This window comes from Mycobacterium sp. OTB74 (genome assembly GCF_029892685.1).
Lineage (GTDB): Bacteria > Actinomycetota > Actinomycetes > Mycobacteriales > Mycobacteriaceae > Mycobacterium.
Map to the genome: position 1 here is coordinate 140,032 of NZ_JARXVD010000011.1, position 22,736 is coordinate 162,767.

Below are 22,736 nucleotides of genomic sequence, written 5' to 3' on the forward strand. Positions count from 1 at the left end.
TCCTTTAGTCCGTGAAGATTTCGCGGTTGACCGTGTGCAGATACGGGATGGCAAGGAACGGGGTGATGTAGAAGATGTCGTAGAGCCACCAACCCACGACCGGGAAGACCACGCCGGCGAACCGGACGTCGGCGAACATGGTCATGTTGAACACGTAGACACACCAGATGACGACACCCATCCAGCAGGTGACAACCATGTACTGGTGGCCCCAGCGTTTCATCTGCAGGAATCCGATGGCCGCGGCGCATCGCATCGTGAAGACGGTGAGGATCATCCCGAAGACCATCGACTTCTCACCTGGGCCCGCGGCGCCGCCGACCCACAGTTCGTTGTAGTGCCAGAAGTAGCCAGCGTCGAACATGTTTCCCCAACCGACCATCAGGACTCGGTTGATCAGCGTGTGGTTGGCGATGAGGTCGAGTGCCCAGCCAAGACTGTTGAGCATGCCGTCGATCAGCGTGAGGTAGCCGATGAGCGTGACGATCATGGGGCGCACCGAGAGACCAGAGCGCAGGGCTTGGCGCTGCAGCCACACCCCGCGCATGAAGATGGGGAAACCGATCAGCCCGGGAGCCCACATGCCCATCAGCGCGGCGCCGGCGATCATCCATTTGTCGGCCCGGCGCTGGGCCAACCGGGACTCGTCGTGGTGCTCCTCCAACCCGACGGACGCCTGCGACAGCGTCACAGGTCCCACCACCCACGGGCGAAGGACATGTAGAGCTGGATTCCGAACATCGCCAGCAGATAGCCGTAGATGACAATCTGCAGGACGATGAGCGCCTTCTTACGGTTCTTCTCTTTCTGATCCACCATGGCGGTGATTCCTTCCTAGAGAGGGCTTTCGGTGTCGGAGTTGGAGAGGCATGCGGCGGCGATCTCCAGCAACCCTTCGGTGATGGCGCCGTCGTTGGTCAGCGGCGCCAAGATGCACGCCTGCGCGGCGTCCAGTTCGGTTGCGCCCGCGGCGATCAGCTGAGCCGCGGTGACGAGCACCCGGGTGGACGGCGGTTCGAAGTGAAACGCCTTGTCGGCCGCCCGAATCGAGTTGGCGCAGCGCACCAAGCGGTGCGCGGTCGGCAGGCCGACCTGTGTCTCGGCAACGATCACCTCGGCCTCCCGTTCCGGCGGGAGATAGCACATCGGCAGAGTGACGAACCGTTGCCGGAATGAAGGTTTGAGTTCCTTCAGTGAGCTGCGGTAGGCGGGGTTGTACGAGCACACCAGCATGAAGCTCTCGGGTGCCTGCACTACCTCACCGGCTCGATCCAGGTACAGCGCGCGGCGGTGATCAGTCAGCGAATGCAGTATCGCCAGCGAATCGTGACGCGCCTCGACCACTTCGTCGAGATAGCAGATGGCGCCGGCCTTTACCGCTCTGGTCAGCGGGCCGTCGGTCCACACCACGTCGCCGCCGGTCACCATGAACCGGCCTACCAGGTCAGAGCTGGTCAGGTCATCGTGGCAGCTGATGGTGACGACGGGCCGGCCCAGCAGTAGTCCCATATGCTCGACCAGTCGTGTCTTGCCGCAGCCGGTGGGCCCGGTGAGCATGACGGGCAGCTGCTGTTGGTAGGCCTGCTCGAACAGCTGGACTTCGTTGGCGTTGGCGAAGTACGTATCTTCACTCATGCGCAATCCGCCTTCGGCTCCTTGCTTGTGGTCACGCGGCAACCAACTCCCTGTGGACGTGGGCGAGAACGCGGGGCAGTTCTTCGATCCGGCGAATGCGCTGGGATCGCTTGGGCCCGAACACTTCCGGAAGGGGGTCGACCCGGACCGGACCGATGCCGATGTAGTACATGGCCACGCCGGCGTCGCACGCCTCCTCGACGGCATGGGCTGAGTCCGCCCAGGCGTAGCGCCCCTCGTATCCCTCGTCGGAGATCAGTCCGTCGCCGATCACGATGAGCTGCCGACGTTCGGACGGCTGGGCCAACAGCCGGCTGGTCAGATGACGCAGCGGCGCACCCAGTCTGGTGTATCCGCCGGTGGACAGGCCCAGCCCGCTGGGCGGGACGAAGCGCCGCTCCGGAAAGTCCTTCAGACAATTGACTTCGACGTGGTGCCGGGTGTTGCCGGTGAACACGAAGATGCCGTGCCGTTCTCGTGCCGAAGTCATGGCCCGGGACAAAGCATCGGCGCAGGCCAGCTCTAGTTTGAAGATGCGGCCGCCGTGCACGCCCAGTGATGAGCTGCCGTCGAGCAGCAGTGCGGTGGTCACGTCGCGGCTGCTGGGCAGCAGTTCGCGGAACAGACGCGGTTCGTCCGCTTCGCCGGCAGAGACATCGATGTAGTGGTCCACATACTGTTCGACATCGAGGTCGGATCCGTCCTCCAGGCGGTTGCGCATCGCGCGATACGTGTTCTGCTCGAACCACTTCCGCACATCAATGGCAACAACCCCGCTACGTCGGTTGCCGCCGGAATGGGCTCGCTCCACCACAGCGACGTGGTCGGCCATGAACGATTTCGTCCAGGCATTCCACTCGGGGTAAGGGATGCCGGGGCGATGCTCTGGCGTGACGTCGAGATCGTTGTCATGCGGCCGGCTCGCCGGAGGGAGATTGGAGTTGCGGACGCCACCGTCGCCGCCGACCGGCACCGAGTACGGCCGTGGCAGCCGCTTCTGGCTGCTGGTCCACGGCATCCGCCCGAACGTCCGCCGCAACTTGTCCGAAAGCCCTTGTGGCACGGTGTACTGCCACGGCAGGCGGCCCAGCAGCGGATCGATCGCCAGGGGTTGCGACGAGCGTGCCAGCACGATCGCGTGGTTGAGCATCTCGTTGACGTCCATGCCTGCTTCGGCCGGCTGGAGGGCAGGCAGCGTCCTGCACAGTTCGGCGACCAGTCCCGGCCATTGTTCGGCGACCCAGCCGAGCGCTACCCCTGCTTCGACAAGAGTGAGTGCGGCGAGTTCACGAGTCGACAGCTCGTTGATCCTGTAGTCGAGTAGGCGTTCCTTTGACGGTGAACATTGCAGCGCCACACCACATGTGAGCGTTCTGCGGGTCCAGTCCCGGCTCGGCGCGGGGTAGGGCACGTAGATGCTGTCGAGCTGACCGCTCAGGCTGAAGCCGCGCCGGTGCCCGGTGACCAAACGCACGCCAGTCCGGCGTCCATCGCTGAGTGCCATGGCGGTCACCGCGCAACTGCGTTCGATGGCCATGGCATCCGCATCAGAGGGTTCGGATGTCATCGGTTCAGAAAGTGCCGATGTTGGAAAACACCCAGTACCAGAACCAGATGATCAAACCCGTTCCGCCCCAAGCGGCAACGTAGCGGAGGATCTCCCAGATCCAGTCCATGTCAGAGTCCTTTCTCGGATGTCATCGGACTTCCAGTCCACGGAGGGCGGTGGCCACCAAACCGGCCAACATGGCGTCGCGGGTGTCAGTGTGTGACGTGGTGGTCAGTACCCCATAGATCCCCAGCAGGAAGAACGTGGCGCTAGACAACGCGTCGACCTCCGGCGGCACCTTGCCGTCACCGCGAGCGCGTTCGATCTCGCGGACCAGCAGCACGATCAGCGGGTGATCGGTCCATTCATCGGTTCTCGGCCGGGTCGGCGAAAAATGAAGCGCGAGAAATTCTTTGAACAGCGATGGGCCGAGCCGACGCTCAAGGCCAGTGATCAGGTGCACGACATGATCGAGGGCGCTCGCCAAATCGTGTGTGCCGCCGAGGTAGCGGGCGAACTCCGAAGCCATCCGCGCTTCCTCCCGGACCTCCAATTCCAGAAGCACGTGTTCCTTGCTGGGGAAGTGGAAGAAGAACGTGCCGTGCGCCACCCCGGCGGCGTTCACAATCGCACCGATATCGGCGTGCGCCATGCCCGATGATGTGAACTCGGCGATGGCGGCACCGAGTATGCGTTCCCGGGTCTGCAACCGGCGCAACTCGCGCGCCGACTGTCTGACCTGTGCGGTCACATTAGGCCTCCTTGCCGCGCTCTAGGGTCGGTTATCACTGAGTCAAGTCATTGATATCAGTCGGTGAATATCTCCCGATTGACCGAATGCAGGTACGGGATCGCGAGAAACGGGGTGATGTAGAAGATGTCGTAGAGCCACCAACCCACGACAGGCAGCACCACCCCGGCGAATCGGACATCGGCGAACATGGTCATGTTGAACACGTAGACACACCAGATGACGACACCCATCCAGCAGGTGACCACCATGTACTGATGGCCCCAACGCTTCATCTGCAGGAACCCGATCCCCGCGGCGATCCGCATGGTGAACACGGTGAGAATCATGCCGACCTCCATGGCCTTCTCACCCGGGCCTGATGCGCCGCCTATCCACAGTTCGTTGTAGTGCCAGAAGTAGCCCGCGTCGAACATATTTCCCCAGCCGTTCAACAGGACTCGGGCAAGAATGGTGTGGTTGGCGAAGGTGTCCAGCGACCAACCGACTGTGTTGATGGCGGCATCGATGATCACCAGATAGCCGATCAAGGTCACCAACGTCGGACGCACGTTCAACCCGTCGCGCTGCGCCTTGCGCAGCAGCCACAAACCGCGCAGGAACAATGGCAGACCAAAGACGCCGAGTGCAGCGGTGCCTATCAACAGACTGCCGGAGACCAGCCACTTGTCCGCCTGTCTTTGGGCCAGCCGCGAGGTCTCCTCATGCTCATCGAGCCCGATCGCCATCCCATCCGCCGCCGGCGCGCGGCGATGGTCGCGGCCAGGTTCGGGGGCCAGCAATCTCACAATTACTGACTATAGTCAGTGAGTGCGGCAAGTCAATGCCCTCATCGCCGCCGCCCACGCGCCAGCCCAGCCGCGAAGCACTCCTGCCCGCTTTGGGTTGCAAACACATTCCTCGGCAAGGGTTCTAGGTGGATTCAGCTGAGCTCAACCTCGATGCGTTGAATTCCAGGCCAGCGTGCGGAACACCCTTTTACCCTATTTCAACTGTGCTGCAACATATTTGAATGGATTATTGACTGTAGTCAGCAACTCCTGATAGGCATACACGGCGTCGGCGGAGGGAATCGGCATGACACCGGAACGGTTCAACGGCAGGATGTGCGTGCCCCCATCAACACGCGACTGCTGCAACTCCAGATCCGTCTTCCATGTCGACGGTGGCATCGATTCGAACTATTCGCCGCTCCCCTTCCCCGACAAGTGATCAGGATCGAACGACTATGCGCAGAGTTGTCCAGTTTTCTACCGGAAACGTCGGCCAGTACTCATTACGGATGCTCATCGGCCGGCCCGATCTCGAACTGATCGGCGTACACGCCGCCAATCCCGCCAAAATCGGGCGAGACGCCGCCGAACTGTGCGGACTGACCGATCCCACCGGCGTGCTGGCAACCGACGACATCGACGCATTGATCGCCCTTGAGCCGGACTGCGTGGTCTATACGGCGCAGGGCGAGACCCGACCGATGGAAGCCATCGAACAGATGGCCAAATTCCTTGCCGCCGGCATCAACGTTGCCGCAACCTCCATGGTCTGGCTGGTCGCGCCGCAGCACGCTGATGATTGGCTACGCGTACCCCTGGAGCAAGCGTGCGAAGCCGGCAATGCCTCGCTCTATGTCAACGGCATCGACCCCGGCTACTCAGGTGACACCGAGGTGCACGCCGCGTTGAGCCTGACGGGCAGAGTCCAGTCGATCACCGTGCAGGAAATCCTCGACTACGGAAACTACGACGACTACGAGTTCACTGGAAAATCAATGGGTTTCGGCATGGCCGCCGACGAGGGAACACCGATGCTGTTCATTCCCGGTGTGATCGCCGGTATGTGGGGCGGTCCGGTGCGGAACCTGGCCCAACAACTCGGAGTGGAACTCGACGAGGTCCGGCAGCGGAGTGAAGGCTGGTACGCAACGGAGCGGATCGAATGCGCCATGTGCACGGTCGAGCCAGGACAGCTGGCAGCGGTGCGGTTCGCGGTCGAGGGTGTGCGTGACGGAGCGCCGTTGATCACGTTGGAGCACATAAATCGACTGACCCCGGCATCGGGCCCGGAATGGGACTATCCGCCAACCGGACAACCGGGTGTACACCGCGTCGTGGTGCAGGGCGATCCGCGGGTGGAGCTCAACACTCATGTGTCATATCCACGGCTGGACACGACCGCTGCCGGTTGCATGTCCACCGCTGCACGCGTAGTAAATGCGATCGACTGGATCTGTCGTGCACCCAAAGGACTGATCTCGGTGGAACAAATACCGATCAGCGAAACGATCCGCGGATTGGTGTGGTGACCGCCAACCCCGGTCGTCACCTGGGCACGCAAACCATGGCCAACCAAACGCGTTGAACTGCAACAGTATTGAATAAACGGGCCACAAACGGCACCCTGCCCCATCAGGGCAGGGCCGGGCCCATACTGCGCAGCGCCCGTGTCAGGTAGTCATCGACAGTCCCCTGCCGGCCTGGCCAGTCCGATGTCGTGATCAGCAGCGCGTAAAGACCCAGCAGGAAAAAGACCGCACAATTCATCGGGTTTATCGTGGGGTCAGTTTCGCCACGAGTACGCGCACCCTCGATTTGTTGGGCGACCAGAACGATAACTGGATGATCGTCACCGTCTTCCTGCGGTGGACGATTTTGCGAAAAATGTAGAGCCAGAAAGTCATTGAACAGCGACTGACCCAGCCGCCGCTCCAGCCCCATCACCGACTTCGCTGCTTGATCGAGCACCTCGGCAAGGCTTCGAGGCTGTCGCAGGTACTGTGCGAGCGTTTTGGCGATCCGTTCTTCTTCGCGCCGCTCAAGTTCAAACAGGACGTGTTCCTTTGTCGGAAAATGGAAGTAGAACGTCCCGTGTGCCACACCGGCCGCAGCGACGATGGCGCCGACATCGGCCGCTGCCATTCCCGCGCGCTTGAACTCGGCAATAGCTGCCCCTAGCAGTCGTTCGCGCGTCTGTATACGTCTAGCGTCACGCGCCGACAATCCCTCTGTTAGGGCCATCCCAGCTCTCTAAGCTCCTTTAGGTCAACCGTCCGCCTCCTGCACACGATACTGGCTCAGGGATCTGCTCTATGGGTAGGTGACCGCGGCTTCGCGCCCTCCGGAACGCGGGTCAGTAGTCTTTGCCCGCGGTGAAGCGGGCGTGCAGCTTGGCCTCCTCATCGGGGTTCAAGCCGGATTCGCCGATCTCGAACTCGATGCGGTCGATCTTTCCCTGGAACGCGAATGGCGGCTTGTAGCTCATGCTGACCGGCGACCCGGTGTCGACGCCAACTCCGAAGGTATCGAGGCCGAACCGTGCCGCCACGGTCTTTTCGATGCGCTTGCGATCGACCTCGGCACCGTTCACCAGCAGGATGGCCTCGCCACCCTTGCCACCGCCGCCACCGTCGTACAGGAAGTCGAACGTCACGGTCGACGCACCCTCCGGGAGCGCGGCCTTGCCCGACAGCACGGTGCGTTCGCGGTCGAACCAGTTGTACTCGTAGTGCGGTATGCCGTTCTGTACGTAGAGGACGAATCCGGACGAGATACCGCCGATGGCACAGAGCACTCCGTCGCCGCGTTGAGCGATATGCGCAGTGATGCGGTGGGTGCGGTTCTTGGTGTTGGGAGCGGCAGTTTCGGCCAGCCTGATGGCACCCGGGTAGTAGACAAAGTGCCACCGGTTCGGATCCGCTCCACCCGGCGGTGGCTTCGGAACCGTGAGCCGGGCCGAACCGCGATCGTCAAACGGATAGACGCCGTACTTTTCGGCTTCCTCGTCGAATAGCTTTTTGAGTTCGTCGAGTTTGTCGGGGTGTTGCTTGGCGAGGTCGTGGTTTTCGCTGAAGTCCTCGTCCAAGTGGTACAGCTCCCAACGGTCGTTCTCCCAGTGACCGGGTGCGTAGTCCTGCCGCCAAGGAAATGTGTGCTGAGCACACGCGATCCAGCCGTTGTCGTAGATCGCACGATTGGTGAAAATCTCGAAGTACTGGCGCTGGCGAACGGGCTTGGCGCCGGCATCGGCAAATGTCGAGCGGATCGACACCCCGTCCATCGGCTTCTGCTTGATGCCGTTCACGGTGTCGGGGGCAGGAATCCCCGCGACATCGAGGATGGTCGGGACCAAGTCGATGAGGTGGGTGAACTGCGAGCGCACGACCCCCTTGTCGGTGATGTGCGCCGGCCACGACACCACCATCGGGTTGCGAGAACCACCAAGGTGGGACGCTACCTGTTTGACCCATTGAAAGGGTGCATTGCCGGCCCACGCCCAGCCGAGCGGATAGTGGGGTTCAGTTGTGGGATCGCCGATCTGGTCGATGCGCGCCAGGTTCTCTTGGAGCGATGCCTCCAACCCGCTGAGGTTCATGATCTCGTTGATGGTGCCGGTCAGGCCACCTTCCGAGCTTGCCCCGTTGTCCCCCACGATGTAGATCACCATGGTGTTCTCGGCGTCCGGCAGGGCCTTGATCGTGGCAAGGAGGCGGCCGATCTCGTGGTCGGCGAAGGCCATGTAGCCCGCGTAGTTCTCCATGAATCGCGCGTAGAGCCGCCGCTCGTCAGCGCTCAGCGAATCCCAGGCCAGGCACCAGTCGGGCCGCGGGGTGTTCTCCGCCTCGGGCGGGATGACACCCAATTTCCGTTGGCGCTGCACCGTTTCCTCGCGAACGGCATCCCAACCACGGTCGAACTGCCCAGTGAACCGCTCGCGCCACTGCGCGGCTACCTGATGCGGAGCGTGCATCGCACCCGGCGCGAAGTACATGAGCACCGGCTTGTCGGGGTTCACCGATTTGCTGTACTGCAGCCAGTTGATGGCCCGGTCGGTAATGTCGGTCATGAAGTGATAGCCCTCTTCGGGCGACTTATCGGGCTCGACCGCGACAGTGTTCTCGAAGAGCACGGGGTAGTACTGGTTGGTCTCGCCGCCGATGAACCCGTAGAAGTAGTCGAAGCCCAGACCGGTCGGCCAGCGGTCGAACGGGCCGACGACGCTCGACTCCCAGTCCGGAGTGTTGTGGTTCTTCCCGAACCACGAGGTGTTGTAGCCGTTCTCCTTGAGAATCTTGCCGATGGTGGCCGTCGACTTCGGCAGCATCGTGGTATAGCTGGGGAATCCGGTCGCCCACTCGGCGAGAAAACCCGACCCGCAGTTGTGATGGTTCCGGCCGGTGAGCAGCGCTGCCCGCGATGGCCCGCAGATGGCTGTGGTGTGAAAGCGGTTGTACTTCAGTCCGTTTGCGGCAAGTTCGTCCAGAGCCGGTGTCGGGACGGGTCCGCCGAACGTGCCGACCTGACCGAAGCCGACGTCGTCGAGCAGCACGATGACGACATTCGGCGCACCCTGCGGCGGCTTGGGAAGCTCGGGCCACGCCTCCTTGGAGTCCTGGTAGGTCTTGCCGATCTTCCCGGTGAACGGCGGGTCGTTCATGGGAAGTGCGGTCCGATCCGGGTTCGCCGGCGAAGGCCCTGGGGGCGCTGCTTTTTCCTCGTGTGAGCACGACGCGAGAGCAGCACCGGCGGCGACCGAAGCGGCGGCCAGTCCCGCGCTGCGCAGCGCCGAACGTCGGGATACGTCGAAATCCATGACTTATGCCTCCCTGTCGAACTCGCTTATTGAAACCGTGTACGACCCGCCCAACTCATAAGCTACCCACTCGAAGACGATCTAGTCAGCAACGCCAGAAATCGACCCGACGCGCCGCAATGACTGCGCGACAGCGAACGCTTCTGTGGGCCAAAGGTATTGGCCGCATCGTGATGCGTCGCGGCTCTCGCGGCACATGCAAATCTCAATTCGTCGCCCTCGAGATGCGGCGTGCTCAGGGTGAACCTGAAATGGGTTGGAGACAAAGAATTCGACGGCTATCCAACTATCCGCCGCAGTACCTGCTGCCAACGCCGAGCTATCCGAATCAACTGCCACAACAGTGGTGGCGTGGCTAGCTGTGAGTTATGCCAGAGCCACGCCGAGCTCCTGGGCGAACACTTTGATCATGTGCTGTACACCAATTTCGTTGCGCCCGATGATCATGTGGTCGTGTTGCCCGTGCCTGACACCCTCTCCGCATTGGGGCAGCATCGCGAAGTCCTCGTCACGAACGGCTGCGTGAACGCCCTGGAACACGGCGTCGTAGCCGGCTCGCATGTCGTCGGTGGTTGCCGGCACGCGGCCCATCCAGCTGTGGCGTACGGTGCAGCGGGTCGGTTCACCGGCGGGCAGGATGTCGATGATCTCTACGCCTACCGGGCTGTTGGCGAGGATGAGATTGGGATAGACCCAATAGATGACGCCCATGTTGGCCAACGGTTCCCGCGACGCTTGGGGATCGGTGTCGACGTTGGTGATCCAGTTGAACGGGAAGCCGATCCGATGGTGCTTGCCGAACTCGTCGTACACCATGGTGTTGGCCAGTGTGTTCTGGCCAATGAGGCTCTCGCCGTGGACATAAGGGAAGTGGTAGCCCTCAGCGAATGCTTCCAACGCCCCCTTCCATGACACGTCTGATGTGAACTCCCGTTCGGTGTGGTAGCCGTATGAATTGTATTGCCAGAGTGACAGTTCCGCGCCGAAGTCACCCAGGTGTGCGTCGAGGTCGATGGAAGCGTCGGCAGTCAGCACGGCCCAGATGAAGCCGTGACGCTCCTCGGATGGAAGTTCGACCAGGCCGTAATCCTTGGTGTCCATCGAGTCGAAGCCGGCTTTGCCCGGCACCATGAACAGTTCGCCGGTGTTCTTGTATGACCATGCGTGATAGGGACATACGAAGCGGGTGGAGTTGCCAGAACCGCACGCCGGCATGGCGCCACGATGGCGGCAGTAATTCAGCAGGACGTGGCTGGTGCCGGTGCGGTCACGGGTAACGAGCAGTGAATCGCCCAGCACAGAGCGGACGACGTAATCGTTGGGTTCAGGGATCTGCGCCGACGGGACGATGGCCAGCGGCACACGCCGCAGAATTTGGGACTCTTCGATCTCGGTGATCTTCGGGTCTCGGTAGTAGTGCAGCGGCACCCGCAATTCACGCTCGGCAAGGTCGGTCGTCTTGTCCTGTGCATGACGCAGGCCCCGCTGAGTCAGTGACTCGTCTGTGCCGCTCACCGGACCACTAGTTGTCGTTGCCATCCCTGACTCCTTTAGATCGCCTTTGGTTGACCATACAGTCAAGCTAGTTTGTATTGTCAAGATTCTCGCTTCCGTTGTGCGACGATCACCAGATGCGACGGCATGGCTGGTCGGGCGATATCCCGGCTGATGACGAGGAGGCGATCTCGCGCATCATCGCGACAACCCGTCAAGCCATCGACAAACAGGGAACGGTGAGCGTGTCTGAGGTCGCCGATTCTCTCGGTGTCACAAGGCAAACCATCTACCGCTACTTCCCCACCCATGAGGCGCTGCTGGGCGGAACGGCGTTGGCCTCGGTCGACGGTTTTCTCGACCGGCTCGCGGCCCACCTTGGTTCGATCACCGATCCGACGGTCGCGGTCGTGGAGGGTATCGCGTACACCTATGAGCAATTGGCTACCGACCGATACCTGAACCTGGTCTTTCAACCGGGCAAGGCCAGCGTGTTCACCGCGGGCATCACATCAGAGATGGCTGTAGCGTTCGGTCGACAGATCTTGCAACGATTCGATGTTGATTGGGCCGCAGCGGGTTTCGCTGAATCGAAGCTGGACGAGTTGGTGGAGGTGATGCTCCGGACGCTCCAATCGCTGATCGTGGACCCTGGGCGGCCACCGCGCCACGGACCGGTTTTGCGCGAGTTTCTCGATGAGTGGATCGCCCCGTCAGTTCGGGCTCACGCCGTACCGAGGTCAACGTCGCGCAAATCTTAAGCCGCCGGTCGATGGCAGCTTTCGAATCACTGCCGGGACATAGCGATTCGTGCCTGCGCGCGTTTGTTCTCTTCTTCGTCGTCGTGTTCGCCCGGCGCGGTGCTGATGGTGACTGTATCGACGGTGCCGGTGAACCCGAACGGCGACGAGTACATCTCGGTGACCGGCGAACCGGCGTTGCGTCCGACCACCAAGCCACCGCCGATCCCTATCGCGAGCGGAATCGTCACCGGGAAGTCGGCCTCGGCCACCACCTGCCCGTCGATGAGTAGCCGCGCGTGCCCGGGGGTTCCCTTACCGGCTTGCAAGTCGGGCGCTCCGGTCGGTTCGAACTCGTAGCGCAGGGTGTGCCTACCTGCACCAACGCGGGCCTGTGACGCCAGGTGCAGTTCGCGAACACCGACGTAGTTGTGCACGTAGTGCAATAGACCGTCCTGGATGAACAAGGTGTAGCCACCGACGTTGCTGCCGTGGCACATGACGACGCCCTCGTCGGTGTCGGAGAGTTCAACCTCAGCGGTGATCGAGTGGGCGCGATTGAGCACTTTGACCGCAACGTTTTCCGGCACGACCTGTGTGCCGGGACGGTAGACGTAGGTGTCACGCGCGGCACTGATCTGGGGTCGCTCATCGGCGAAGCGCATGGTGCCCCGACTGTCCAGGGGCAGGACGTTGTACTTGCCCGCTTCGGTGTACCAGAGCGCGATCATCTCGATGAGCCGCGGACGCTCCTGGTCGGCAAGGTTGTTGGTTTCTGCGGGGTCGACGTCGACGTGGTACAGCTCCCAGCCGGTGGCATCCAGTTGCCGCAGAGCATCTTCCTTGAGTTCGAGCATGCCGAAGCTGACCCCGGCCTCGACGAAAGATGGTCCGGGAAAAGGACATACCGCTCGCCAACCGTCGTGGTAAAGCGACCGGTGAGCGAACATCTCGAAATACTGCGTGTGATGTTTGGTGGCCGCCTGCGCGTCGTCGAAGGTGTGCGCGAAACTGACACCCTCGATGGGCGACTGGGTGACTCCGCGCACCGCCGCGGGCGGGTCGACAGCGAGCGCCTCCAATACCGTCGGCACCATGTCGATCACATGGCCGTACTGATGGCGCAGTTCACCTTTGGCTTCGATACCTGCGGGCCAGTGCACAATGAAGCCGTCTGCGACACCGCCGCGGTAGGTTTCGCGCTTTCATCGGCGGAACGGGGTGTTACCCGCGAATGTCCAGCCCCACGAGTAGTGATTGAAGTGCTTCGGTCCGCCGAGCTCGTCGATCGCGGCCAAGTTCTGTGCGAGATCGTCGGGAACGTTGTTGAAGAACTTGTTTTCGTTGAGTGAGCCATGCGGGCCGCCCTCAGCGCTGGCCCCATTGTCCGAGATCACCATGATCAGCGTGTTGTCGAGTTGCCCAGTGGAATCGAGATAGTCCACCAGACGGCCGATCTGGTGGTCGGCGTGCTCGAAGTACCCGGCAAAGGCCTCCATCATCCGCGCGTACAGACGCTTTTCATCATCGGCGAGCTCGTCCCACTGCGCCACGTCGGGATCGTGCGCCGACAACACCGCGTCTTCGGCGATGATGCCCTCCTGCTTCTGGCGGGCGAACACCTTCTCTCGATACGCATCCCAACCATCGTCAAACTGCCCGCGGTACTTGGCTATCCACTCAACAGGGGCCTGATGGGGCGCATGGTTCGCGCCGGTGGCGAAGTACAGGAAGAACGGCTTGTCGGGTGCGACCTGTCTGAGGTCGGCAATGAAGCTGATCGCTCGGTCGGCGAGATCTTCGGACAGGTGGTAGCCCTCGTCGGGCGTCGAGGGCGGCTCGACCTGGTGGTTGTCGAAGACCAGGTCCGGGTAGTACTGGTGGGTGTCGCCGCCGAGGAAGCCGTAGTAACGCTCGAAGCCCCGCCCCAGCGGCCAGCGGTCGTACGGGCCGGCGGCACTGATCTGTTCAGCCGGAGTCAGATGCCATTTCCCGATGCAATAGGTGGCGTAGCCGTGCGGGAGCAACATCTCCGACAGGAAACCGTTCTCGAACGGGATTGCCCCATTGGACCCCGGAAAGCCGGTGGACCCTTCCGTGATGCACGCCATGCCGTTGGAGTGGTGGTTGCGACCGGTCAAGATGCACGATCGCGACGGTGAGCACAGCGCCGTGGTGTGCATGTTGGTGTACAGCAAGCCGTTCTGCGCCAGCCGGTCCAGGTTGGGTGTGTTGATCGGTGATCCATAGCAACCGAACTGTCCATAGCCGGTGTCATCGAGCACGACGAACACGACGTTCGGTGCACCGGCCTAGGCCCGGTTCGGCTTGGGCCAAGCCGGGTCTGATTCGGCGATGGTCCGACCCACGCGCCCTGGAAACGCAGTGCCGGCTGCATATTCGGTCAAAGTCATCGCACACCACTTCCTCGTCGTGACCACGTGCATCCGACACTACGGAGTGGCGAGCCTGGGCGTCCGAAAGTTCATCGAACCGCCAGCGGCCCGACGCCGGTCGCACACTGATCTCCCGGACGCGCGTCGACGCTTACCAGACGAACGGGATCAGCTTCCGGGTCCTGCGACAGTAGTCGGCGTATCCCGGTAGGGCACTTCGCAGTAGGTGTTCTTCGGCCGCGATCCGCCGCCGATAGGCCCGGCCCATCAGACCGGCAACCACGACGGTCGCAGGCACGCTTCGCGAAGCCAGCGATAAGCCGATCCACACCAACAGGGCACCGCTGTAACCGGGGTGACGAACCACTCGGTACGGGCCGGTGTCGACCACCTGTTGGCCCTGCGCGGCACGCAGGGTCCGGGTGTAGAAACCGCCAAGCGTACGCATGGACCACACCCGCACTGCCAGTCCACACGCTTGCACGACCAGCCCCGCGGCCGCCACCGCGGGGGCATCACCGGCACGGGCAGTCGGCGCATCACCAGAGGAACACCACCGGCAAGCGCGGAGGACGCCAAGAGTAGGCGCGTAGTGCCCTCGTCGCCCGCAGACGCGTTCAGGCTGGAGGCGCTTCCGCGCCGACGCAGAAACAGCTCTTGAGCAAAGAAGCCTCCAGCAACGACGTACCCGGCTACCAGCCAGCCGTCAGTTCGGGAGCGGATGGACCCGGTGGACGGCGAAGCCTTCACAGACCCTGTACGCATGGCATTCAACGCTTTTCACGCGATGCCGCGACGAAAACAGCCATGTACGGCAATGCTAGTCGAGCAGATCGGCGAACAACTCCCAGAAAGCGGAGCCGCCGCAGCCTGCGGTTGTGGATCGGCGCCTCTAGTGTTTGCCTCTGCCACGATCAACGGACGAGTGGTGCGCCAACCCGACAGTGACGGCGTCGAGTCGACACAGCAGGCGTACCTGATCGCGCGAAAGCCCGCGTAGGGCAACGACTTACCCCGCAAAGCCGGACCCAGCTGAGAGCATTCAGTGCACTCGCCATCCGACGAGCTTGCGTGGTGCGGGAGCCCGTCGAGCGGCATCGAATGTGTTGGGTTGGATACTTCCGCGATCTGCCGTTACGACGAGGCGGTAGCAGCGGGAAGGTCTACGGCGGCAAGGAAGGCGCGGACGCAGAGGTCGCGGAGTTGGTCGGGGGTAACGGCGCGGTTGTCGAGCCAGTCGAGGATGGCGATGGTGACGAATCCGAGCCAAGCAGTGACCGCTATCTGGGTCGCGCCGTCGGTGGCCATGACTGCGGCCAGAGACGTCAGGATGCGGTCACGGTGAGCAATGGTGCGTGCGTGATGGATTTCCCGGAGATCGTTGTTGGTGAAAGCACCGCTTTGGGCGACTCGGAACCCGTCGGGGTAGCGCGCGGCGTAGTCGATGTAGATGTCCAGGCCGGCGGTGAGCTGCGCGAGCGGCGGCAGCAGTGGGTCGGGCGTGCTGGCGTGCAGCAGTTTCACACTTTCGTCTTCGACGATGGCCAGGTAGAAGGCGCGTTTGCTGGGGAAGTAGTGGTACAGCAGGCCGTAGGAAATTCCGGCGATCTCGGCGACTTCCTCAATCGATACGTCGTCGTAGGGGCGTTGCCCGAACAGCTTGGCGCCGATCTCGAGCAGCTGGGCGCGCCGCTGGGCTGTATTCAGACGCGTTCGCACCCTCACATCCTATTGACATCGCCTCAATAACGTCGGCATCATGCCTTATTGATTCTGTGTCAATAGCCAGGAGGGCCAATCGTGGACACCGCCGCCATCCCCCATCCCCGGTATCGATTGCCATTGCTCGGCGATGTGGTCGGGCTGAACCCCCGTACTCCGGTCCAGTCGACGATGCAGATGGTGAGTGACCTGGGGCCGATCGCGGTGCGCAGACTGTTCGGAGTCGACATCGTTGTGGTGGGCGGAGCCGATCTGGTCGCCGACCTCAACGACGAGACGCGTTTTGCCAAGAACACTGGTCTGCACATCTACGCGTTGCGCCAAATCGTCGGCGACGCATTATTCACCGCCGACAACGACGAGCCGAATTGGCAACTGGCCCATGAGATCCTGATGCCCGCGTTCACCCGCGAGGCCATGCTCGGTTACCACGCAACCATGCTGTCTGTTGCCCGCCAGCTACTGGCCCGCTGGGATCTCGCTGCGCAGCGCCACCAGCACGTCGACGTCAGCGCCGACATGACCCGCATGACACTGGAAACGATCGGGCGCACGGGATTCGGTTACCGGTTCGACGCGTTCGACCGCAACAGACCGCACCCCTTTGTCACCGCCATGAACCGGACCCTGAGCTACGGCAACTTCCCCGCCACCCGGTGGCTGGCGCCAATCCGCCGAGCCGTGGTCGGCTCGACGCGCCGACACAGAGCCGATGTCGCATTGTTGGAGCGCACCGTCGATGACGTTATCGCCGCCCGCCGCGCCGGAGCCACACCCGAGACACCCGATCTGCTCGACCGGATGCTGCACACCGCACACCCAGATACCGGTGCCCGACTCGACCCGGTGAACATCCGCCAGCAGATCATCACCTTCGTGGTCGCCGGCCACGAAACCACCTCCGGTGCATTGTCATTCGCTCTCTACTACCTCACGGCGAACCCACAGGCGATGGCACGGGCCCAGGCCGAGGTCGATGATCTTTGGGGCAGCGACGAACCCGAGCCAGCATTCACCGACATCGCCAAACTGCGCTACGTACGCGCAGCCCTCGACGAGGCACTACGGCTGTGGCCCACTGTGCCCGCCTACCTTCGCGAAGCGCGGGCCGATACCGTCTTGGGCGGCCGGTACCGAATGCGTCAAGGGGACTGGGCGTTGGTGCTGCTGCCCCAAGCGCACCGCGACCCCAAAGTCTGGCCGGAACCCGACCAGTTCGATCCCGACCGATTCGCCCCCGGCCAAGCCAAAGCCCGACCTCCGCACGTCTACAAACCTTTCGGGACAGGCCAGCGCGCCTGCATTGGCCGCCAATTCGCTCTGCACGAAGCAGTACTCACGCTGGGTCTGCTCCTTCACCGCTACGACCTGTCGCCCAGCGACACCTACCGGCTGCAGATCGCTGAATCGCTCACGCTCAAACCCCGGGGCTTCCAGCTCCAACCCCGTCGCCGGAACCGTTCTCCGCACTCGTTCCCGACGCCGTCACTTTCGAATGTCGGCTGAGATGCCCCGCCGGCTCGCCGGATCGAAATGACCGCTGGAGAGCTCTCTGCCGAGGAACGCCAAGCACAATGGCCCCGCACTCGCCTACACCAGCCACTGGCGCCGATACGCCCGACGTGCACCTCCGTCCCGGACGATCCCCCTCTAGCGCTTGAGCCCATCAGGTCGTCGCCGCAGACTTTCCTGTGATCCGACGTTTTGACGCCCTCCGACCGGGTCTGGCCTGGCACGCTGTATGAGTGCGAATCGCGATCGTAGGGGCGGGTATCGCCGGTCTGGCCAGCGCGAAAGTGTTAGACGGGGCTGGCCATGCGGTCGATGTGTTCGACCGGGTTGGCGATGTGGGCGGGGTATGGAGCGCGACCCGCAGCTATCCGGGATTGCGCAGCCAGAACAATAAACGCACCTACTGCTTCTCCGACTTTCCGATGCCGGACACCTACCCGCGCGTGCCCAGTGGCGCGCAGGTGCAGGCCTACCTGCAGAGCTATGCCGGCTGGTTCGGTTTCGCAGACCGGATCCACCTTCGCACCGATGTCCTGAGCGCACGACCGGTACCCACCGGCGGCTGGTCACTGCAGCTCCATGAGCTCGCCGAAAACCGGCTCACCGACTACACGTGTGATCATCTGGTGGTTGCCAACGGCGTGTTCAGCACACCGGCCAGGCCCGATTACCCCGGCTACGATGGGTTCATCGCTGCCGGAGCACGAGTGTGTCACGCGACCGAATTCCGCTCTCTCAGAGACATTTACGGCGAGCATGTGGTGGTTGTCGGATACGGCAAATCCGCTTGCGACATCGCAGAGGCTGTCTCCGAGGTCGCCGCGTCCACCACTGTGGTCACTCGGCGGGTGTTATGGAAAATGCCGCGACGCGTGCGCGTGCTCGGCAACTACGAGAACCTGGCGTTGACCCGGTTGGGTGAAGCTGGGTTCGACTATCTGCGGCCGAATCGATTCGAGCGCTTCTACAACGGCCGTGGCCATCTGCTGCGCGACGTCGCCCTCGACGCGGTGCAGGCCTTGGTGAGCCGGCAGCTCGGGCTGCGGGCATTGGGGTTGGAACCTGACGGACCCTTCGAGGAGATCGCGCAAAGCACTGCGAGCTTGGTCACCCAGGGATTTTTCGAAAAGGTCGGAACCGGGCTGATCACCGTTCACCGCGATGCCGAAATCACGCGCCTGTGCGACGGAAAAGACGTGGAGCTGTCTAACGGAACCCGGGTGCGCGCCGATGTTGTCGTGTGCGCCACAGGGTTTCACCAACAGGTGGATTTTTTCGACGGCTCGATCCGAGAACAGTTGACCGACCCCGAGGGCAATTTCCGGCTGTATCGGCAGATCCTGCCCACCACGGTGCCTGCTGTGACGTTCGCCGGATACAACTCATCGATGGTCAGCGCACTGGGCGCCGAGATCGGGGCACTGTGGACAGCGGCCCTGCTCGAGGGTCGCCTGCAATTGCCCCGGCCCGAACAGCGCGAAGCCGATATCGATGCGCGGCTGACATGGATGCATCGCCGCACCGACGGCCATCATGCGCGCGGGGCACTCGTGGCGCCGTTCGACATACACAACCTCGACGAGATGCTCAACGACTTGGGCGCCAACATCTCCCGGCTACGTCGGGCCCTGCAGTGGATCGCCCCCATCGATCCGCGGTCCTATCGAACAGCCGTCTATCGCCCACCAAGGACGCCCCGGAGATCAGGATTAAAACCCACGAAACACAAGTGAGCATGACGCCACCCGCGGGCAGCGCACGATGAGCTGTGTTGCCCTCAAACAGGATTGAGGTTCTACGATTACAGCCGTGGCAGGACCCGATCGCCCGGCGTTCGATCAGCCCAGCGGTGACACCGAAACCGCTGTCCATGCGCTGCTGCATGCATTGCAGCGCGGGTATGACACCGGGGCAGCCGACATGTACGACGAGTTGTTCGCCGAAGACATCCTGTGGGGTACACCGAAAGGACAGGTCGTTCGCGGGTTTGCCCTCCTCAATTCCGTCCACCGGCAGATGATGAGCGCACAGCCAGTCAAACTCACGTCGCGTTTCGAGATCGTCGCAACCACCAGTCCCACTCCCGGAGTGGTGGTAACCCAGATTCGCCGCCAAGCACTGCACGGGGGGTTCAGCGAGATGGCGATGTATGTGCTGACCAAGCGCGACGGCCAATGGTGGCTTGTCGCGGCGCAGAACACCCCTATTACTGACGTCCTCCCAGGCGGCTAATGGCACGCAGGCGGAAACGACGTTGCGGGATCAAGCGACCTGGAGATTGATCCACTACATATTCAGGCCGCTCTGACCGAAGCAACCGTGACAGCAGCAACCGATGAAAGGCTGACGGAGTGCGTGACTTCTACGCGACAATCGCGCAGGTGCTGCCGGTGGTGGTACTCGCGTTGGTGTTCGACACGAAATACTTCGAGCGGCTCGGCGACGAACCCGATCCCGCCCGCGCGGTAGCCAACCACACCATCTGGAAGATCGGGCTCATCCGCTGGTACACGCCGGTCGTGGCGTTCCTGATTCTTGCCGACACCGCGTTTTGTGTCGTCATGCTGACGAACCTGATCGCCGACGCTACCTGGACACGTTGGGTCGCGGTGACCGGTGCAGGACTCGCCTTGGTAAATCTCTTTGGCCGCATATGGTTCATCGTCGACAGCGCAACGCGACGGTAGGTCATCCGCTTCGTACCGCATAGGCGCGTCAGCTTCCTCGGACTGCATGCCGGCGGCATCGCCTTCTCAAAATGATACTGTTGCCGATACCGTAAGTGATACGATTCCTGATCTGCGCAAGCTGGCGAGAGCGGCGACCCAGCATGGAGTCGAATGGGTCTCGGTCGAATCAGTCAGGCACGCATCTTTTGGCTGCCGTCGACGCGCAGAGTACCTCTCCACCATCGGGGTGACAGCAGGTGCTCGAATGGCCCAAATGGCAACGGCAGCATAGGAAGAGAACGTGGTAGACCGGATCAGTGGAAAGACCATCGCGATTACCGGCGCCGCCAGAGGCATCGGCTACGCGACCGCACGGGCATTGCTCGAGCACGGAGCTACGGTTGTTATCGGTGATCGCGATGTCACAGCACTCGACACCGCCGTCGCACAGCTGTCCGCGCTCGGCAGCGTGAGCGGCCACCCACTCGATGTCACCGACCCGGCGTCCTTCGCGGCATTCCTGGATCTGGCGCGTACCGACGGAGACGGCAACATCGACGTGCTGATCAACAACGCCGGGGTGATGCCCATTGGCCCGTTCCTCGAACAAAGCGACGAGACCATTCGAACTGCGGCCGAAGTGAACTTCCACGGCGTGCTGACCGGATGCCGCTTGATACTGCCCGAGATGGTCCAGCGCGGCCGCGGACACATCGTCAACATCGCCTCGTTGGCCGGAGTCATGGCCGTCCCAGGTCAAGTTGTCTATGCGGGAACGAAATTCGCCGTGGTCGGATTGTCCACCGCGATGGCTGACGAGTTCGCGCCCCACGGAGTCGACGTCACGGTGGTCATGCCACCGTTTACCAACACCGAACTGATCGCGGGCACCCGTCAGACGGGAGCGAGCCGACCGGTCGAGCCCACGGCCATCGCGGCGGCGATTGTGAAGACACTGAACAAACCGAAGACTCACGTGACCGTTCCCAGCGGCATCCGCGTAGCACTCGCCCTGGTCGGCCTGCTCGGACCACGTGGGCGCCGTTGGGTGCACCGCCGCACCGGTAGCGACCGCCTGTTCCTGGATTTCGACACGACGGCACGTAAGTCCTACGAGGCGCGGGCCAGCAATGCCATCGGCATCGAAGCGGCAACAGGCGGGAACACGGCGTGAGTCCAGCTGAACGGCTCGAAAAGACCGACTCGGACGGCACTTGTCACGTTGGAGACGAAATGTCGAGCAGCTCGTAGTCGGCACGGTTAATTCGCCGGGTTCGGCGGCGGTACTGGCTCATGGTCCACGGCCAGTTGTGGGTATCGCGCCCTGCTGCATCGTGATACCAACTGCTGCATCCCGACCATACGGTGCGTGGTTGCGCAGCATCGAGTTCCTCACCGAAGGCATGGAAGGCGCGATCGGTGATCTCCAGCGCGCGATTATGTTGTGCACGTATAACATTGGCTGCAGCCACGATGTGGGCGACTTGCGCTTCCAGCATGTACACGATGGAACCGGAACCCAAGTTAGTGTTGGGCCCGTACATGAGGAACATGTTGGGGAAGCGCGGCACTGATAACCCGAGATAGGCCCTTTCCCGTTCGGCCCAGACCTGCTGCAGTCGGGTGCCGTCGCACCCGACGATTTCGATGCCGGAGAACAGCGGCGTGCTGGTAAAACCGGTGGCCAGGATAATGACGTCGGCATGATGGTGACCTGAGGTGGTGGTGACACCGAATTCAGTTACACCAGTGAGTGATTCGCTCAGCACGGTGACGTTCGGGCGGGTCAGTGCTGCATAGTAGTCGTTCGACATCAGGATGCGTTTGCATCCGATCGGGTAATCAGGCCGAAGCTTCCTGCGCAGTGCCGGATCGGCTATCTGTGTCCGCAGGATCCGGTCGTGATAACGCTGCAGCACCGCTAGAGCGTGTGGCCACCGCGTGAAGCCTACAGTGACCAATTCCAGGTACCCCCAGATCATTTGGCGAGCAGCACTTCGCAGCAGTGGCAGGGATCGGTAGAGGCGGTGCAGTCGTTCGGTATAGGTGGTATCGAACTTCCGTAGCACGTAAGGTGCCGAACGCTGGACGACGGTCAGATGCCCGACGCGCGGAGCGATTTCAGGGATCACCTGGATGGCGCTGGCGCCGGTCCCCACGACCGTGACCCGCAGACCTGTCAGATCGATGTCGTGGCGCCATCGGGCGGTGTGAAAGTGCTTGCCGGCAAACCGATCCAGGCCGGTGATCGGTGGGATCGCCGGCACATTGAGCTGCCCGAGTGCCGGGACCAGTATGTCGGCAGTGTGGGTGGCACCGTCGGCGAACTCCAGGAGCCACTGGGTTCCGGTCCAGCGCGCGGTGATCACTCGCGCGTTGGTGTGAATCATCTCGGCGATTCCGCCATCAGCAGCACAGCGATGCAGGTAGGACAGGATCTCTGGGCCCGGTGCGAACCGGCGTGACCATTGGGTGCGCTGGGCGAACGAGTAGCTGTAGATATGCGAAGGCGCATCGCAGGCGGCGCCGGGGTAGGTGTTGTGCAACCACGTCCCGCCGACGTCAGCTGACGCCTCAAATACGGCGATGTTGGTGTGCCCATCAGATCGAAGTCGCAGTGCCGCAGCGATTCCGGCGAATCCAGCGCCGATGATGGCAATGCGCGGGCTCCTCACTCGGGGG

22 protein-coding genes are annotated in these 22,736 nt (G+C 62.4%); 7 read left to right on the forward strand and 15 right to left on the reverse strand.

Going from position 1 to position 22,736, the window contains the following annotated elements:
- Positions 1–4: 4 nt before the first annotated feature.
- The 7 genes from M2432_RS16335 to M2432_RS16365 form a co-directional block, all read right to left on the reverse strand.
- Positions 5–691 (reverse strand): hypothetical protein, encoded by a 687-nt coding sequence (locus tag M2432_RS16335; RefSeq protein ID WP_280827860.1) that lies wholly within the window; start codon positions 689–691, stop codon positions 5–7.
- Positions 688–819 (reverse strand): hypothetical protein, encoded by a 132-nt coding sequence (locus M2432_RS16340; RefSeq protein ID WP_263988211.1) that lies wholly within the window; start codon positions 817–819, stop codon positions 688–690. Before M2432_RS16340 ends, M2432_RS16335 begins: the two co-directional genes overlap by 4 nt.
- Positions 820–834: 15 nt before the next feature.
- Positions 835–1,635, reverse strand: a complete 801-nt coding sequence (locus tag M2432_RS16345; RefSeq protein ID WP_280827861.1) for a CbbQ/NirQ/NorQ/GpvN family protein — start codon at positions 1,633–1,635, stop codon at positions 835–837.
- A 31-nt stretch (positions 1,636–1,666) separates the two neighbouring features.
- Positions 1,667–3,202: a MorD protein gene (locus M2432_RS16350; protein WP_280827862.1), complete on the reverse strand. Its 1,536-nt coding sequence runs from the start codon at positions 3,200–3,202 to the stop codon at positions 1,667–1,669.
- A 130-nt stretch (positions 3,203–3,332) separates the two neighbouring features.
- Positions 3,333–3,935 carry a TetR/AcrR family transcriptional regulator gene (locus M2432_RS16355; RefSeq protein WP_280827863.1) on the reverse strand — a complete coding sequence of 201 codons (603 nt, stop codon included), beginning with the start codon at positions 3,933–3,935 and terminating at the stop codon, positions 3,333–3,335.
- Between the two features lie 56 nt (positions 3,936–3,991).
- A complete protein-coding gene (locus M2432_RS16360; protein ID WP_280827934.1) occupies positions 3,992–4,663 on the reverse strand; it encodes a hypothetical protein in 672 nt (223 codons plus the stop codon).
- A 255-nt stretch (positions 4,664–4,918) separates the two neighbouring features.
- On the reverse strand, positions 4,919–5,107 hold the full coding sequence (locus M2432_RS16365; protein WP_280827864.1) for a hypothetical protein: 189 nt from the start codon (positions 5,105–5,107) through the stop codon (positions 4,919–4,921).
- Positions 5,108–5,163: 56 nt separating this feature from the next.
- Between M2432_RS16365 and M2432_RS16370 the strand changes: the two genes are divergently transcribed.
- Positions 5,164–6,237: a dihydrodipicolinate reductase gene (locus tag M2432_RS16370; RefSeq protein WP_280827865.1), complete on the forward strand. Its 1,074-nt coding sequence runs from the start codon at positions 5,164–5,166 to the stop codon at positions 6,235–6,237.
- 103 nt (positions 6,238–6,340) lie between these two features.
- On the opposite strand, the gene M2432_RS16375 is transcribed toward M2432_RS16370, so the two are convergent.
- The 3 genes from M2432_RS16375 to M2432_RS16385 all read right to left on the reverse strand — a co-directional run bounded on the left by M2432_RS16375 (position 6,341) and on the right by M2432_RS16385 (position 11,060).
- Entirely contained in the window at positions 6,341–6,949 is a 609-nt protein-coding gene (locus M2432_RS16375) for a TetR/AcrR family transcriptional regulator (protein WP_280827866.1), read from the reverse strand.
- 112 nt (positions 6,950–7,061) lie between these two features.
- Positions 7,062–9,521, reverse strand: a complete 2,460-nt coding sequence (locus M2432_RS16380) for an arylsulfatase (protein ID WP_280827867.1) — start codon at positions 9,519–9,521, stop codon at positions 7,062–7,064.
- A gap of 366 nt (positions 9,522–9,887) precedes the next feature.
- Positions 9,888–11,060 carry an SRPBCC family protein gene (locus M2432_RS16385; RefSeq protein WP_280827868.1) on the reverse strand — a complete coding sequence of 391 codons (1,173 nt, stop codon included), beginning with the start codon at positions 11,058–11,060 and terminating at the stop codon, positions 9,888–9,890.
- 92 nt (positions 11,061–11,152) lie between these two features.
- Here M2432_RS16385 and M2432_RS16390 point away from each other — a divergent pair, with 92 nt between their 5' ends.
- Complete coding sequence (locus M2432_RS16390) at positions 11,153–11,776, forward strand: TetR/AcrR family transcriptional regulator (protein WP_280827869.1); 624 nt, start codon at positions 11,153–11,155, stop codon at positions 11,774–11,776.
- Between the two features lie 26 nt (positions 11,777–11,802).
- Here M2432_RS16390 and M2432_RS16395 read toward each other — a convergent pair whose 3' ends face one another.
- From M2432_RS16395 to M2432_RS16410, 4 genes are all read right to left on the reverse strand, one after another.
- A complete protein-coding gene (locus tag M2432_RS16395) occupies positions 11,803–12,918 on the reverse strand; it encodes a hypothetical protein (protein WP_280827870.1) in 1,116 nt (371 codons plus the stop codon).
- A 42-nt stretch (positions 12,919–12,960) separates the two neighbouring features.
- The gene (locus tag M2432_RS16400) at positions 12,961–14,049 is read right to left on the reverse strand and encodes a sulfatase-like hydrolase/transferase (protein ID WP_280827871.1); all 1,089 of its coding nucleotides are present in this window, start codon (positions 14,047–14,049) and stop codon (positions 12,961–12,963) included.
- 253 nt (positions 14,050–14,302) lie between these two features.
- Positions 14,303–14,656: an isoprenylcysteine carboxylmethyltransferase family protein gene (locus M2432_RS16405; protein ID WP_280827872.1), complete on the reverse strand. Its 354-nt coding sequence runs from the start codon at positions 14,654–14,656 to the stop codon at positions 14,303–14,305.
- Positions 14,657–15,285: 629 nt separating this feature from the next.
- Positions 15,286–15,870 (reverse strand): TetR/AcrR family transcriptional regulator, encoded by a 585-nt coding sequence (locus tag M2432_RS16410; protein ID WP_280827873.1) that lies wholly within the window; start codon positions 15,868–15,870, stop codon positions 15,286–15,288.
- Between the two features lie 78 nt (positions 15,871–15,948).
- Between M2432_RS16410 and M2432_RS16415 the strand changes: the two genes are divergently transcribed.
- The 5 genes from M2432_RS16415 (at position 15,949) to M2432_RS16435 (ending at position 21,228) form a co-directional block, all read left to right on the forward strand.
- Positions 15,949–17,379, forward strand: coding sequence for a cytochrome P450 (locus M2432_RS16415; RefSeq protein ID WP_280827935.1), 1,431 nt, complete (start codon positions 15,949–15,951; stop codon positions 17,377–17,379).
- Between the two features lie 239 nt (positions 17,380–17,618).
- Positions 17,619–19,118, forward strand: coding sequence for an NAD(P)/FAD-dependent oxidoreductase (locus M2432_RS16420; RefSeq protein WP_280827874.1), 1,500 nt, complete (start codon positions 17,619–17,621; stop codon positions 19,116–19,118).
- 76 nt (positions 19,119–19,194) lie between these two features.
- Entirely contained in the window at positions 19,195–19,617 is a 423-nt protein-coding gene (locus tag M2432_RS16425; RefSeq protein ID WP_280827875.1) for a nuclear transport factor 2 family protein, read from the forward strand.
- A gap of 149 nt (positions 19,618–19,766) precedes the next feature.
- Complete coding sequence (locus M2432_RS16430; protein WP_280827876.1) at positions 19,767–20,072, forward strand: hypothetical protein; 306 nt, start codon at positions 19,767–19,769, stop codon at positions 20,070–20,072.
- Between the two features lie 283 nt (positions 20,073–20,355).
- Positions 20,356–21,228, forward strand: coding sequence for an SDR family oxidoreductase (locus M2432_RS16435; protein ID WP_280827877.1), 873 nt, complete (start codon positions 20,356–20,358; stop codon positions 21,226–21,228).
- A 43-nt stretch (positions 21,229–21,271) separates the two neighbouring features.
- Here the strand turns inward: M2432_RS16435 and M2432_RS16440 are convergent, their stop codons facing one another.
- Positions 21,272–22,729 (reverse strand): NAD(P)/FAD-dependent oxidoreductase, encoded by a 1,458-nt coding sequence (locus tag M2432_RS16440; protein WP_280827878.1) that lies wholly within the window; start codon positions 22,727–22,729, stop codon positions 21,272–21,274.
- Positions 22,730–22,736 lie beyond the last annotated feature (7 nt).

Bases quoted from the DNA above. Each gene is read 5' to 3' on its own strand.
- M2432_RS16390 (WP_280827869.1), top strand. From the start codon at position 11,153: ATGCGACGGCATGGCTGGTCGGGCGATATCCCGGCTGATGACGAGGAG.
- M2432_RS16345 (WP_280827861.1), bottom strand. From the start codon at position 1,635: ATGAGTGAAGATACGTACTTCGCCAACGCCAACGAAGTCCAGCTGTTC.
- M2432_RS16375 (WP_280827866.1), bottom strand. From the start codon at position 6,949: ATGGCCCTAACAGAGGGATTGTCGGCGCGTGACGCTAGACGTATACAG.
- M2432_RS16370 (WP_280827865.1), top strand. From the start codon at position 5,164: ATGCGCAGAGTTGTCCAGTTTTCTACCGGAAACGTCGGCCAGTACTCA.
- M2432_RS16380 (WP_280827867.1), bottom strand. From the start codon at position 9,521: ATGGATTTCGACGTATCCCGACGTTCGGCGCTGCGCAGCGCGGGACTG.
- M2432_RS16350 (WP_280827862.1), bottom strand. From the start codon at position 3,202: ATGACATCCGAACCCTCTGATGCGGATGCCATGGCCATCGAACGCAGT.
- M2432_RS16385 (WP_280827868.1), bottom strand. From the start codon at position 11,060: ATGGCAACGACAACTAGTGGTCCGGTGAGCGGCACAGACGAGTCACTG.
- M2432_RS16365 (WP_280827864.1), bottom strand. From the start codon at position 5,107: ATGCCACCGTCGACATGGAAGACGGATCTGGAGTTGCAGCAGTCGCGT.
- M2432_RS16340 (WP_263988211.1), bottom strand. From the start codon at position 819: ATGGTGGATCAGAAAGAGAAGAACCGTAAGAAGGCGCTCATCGTCCTG.
- M2432_RS16360 (WP_280827934.1), bottom strand. From the start codon at position 4,663: ATGGCGATCGGGCTCGATGAGCATGAGGAGACCTCGCGGCTGGCCCAA.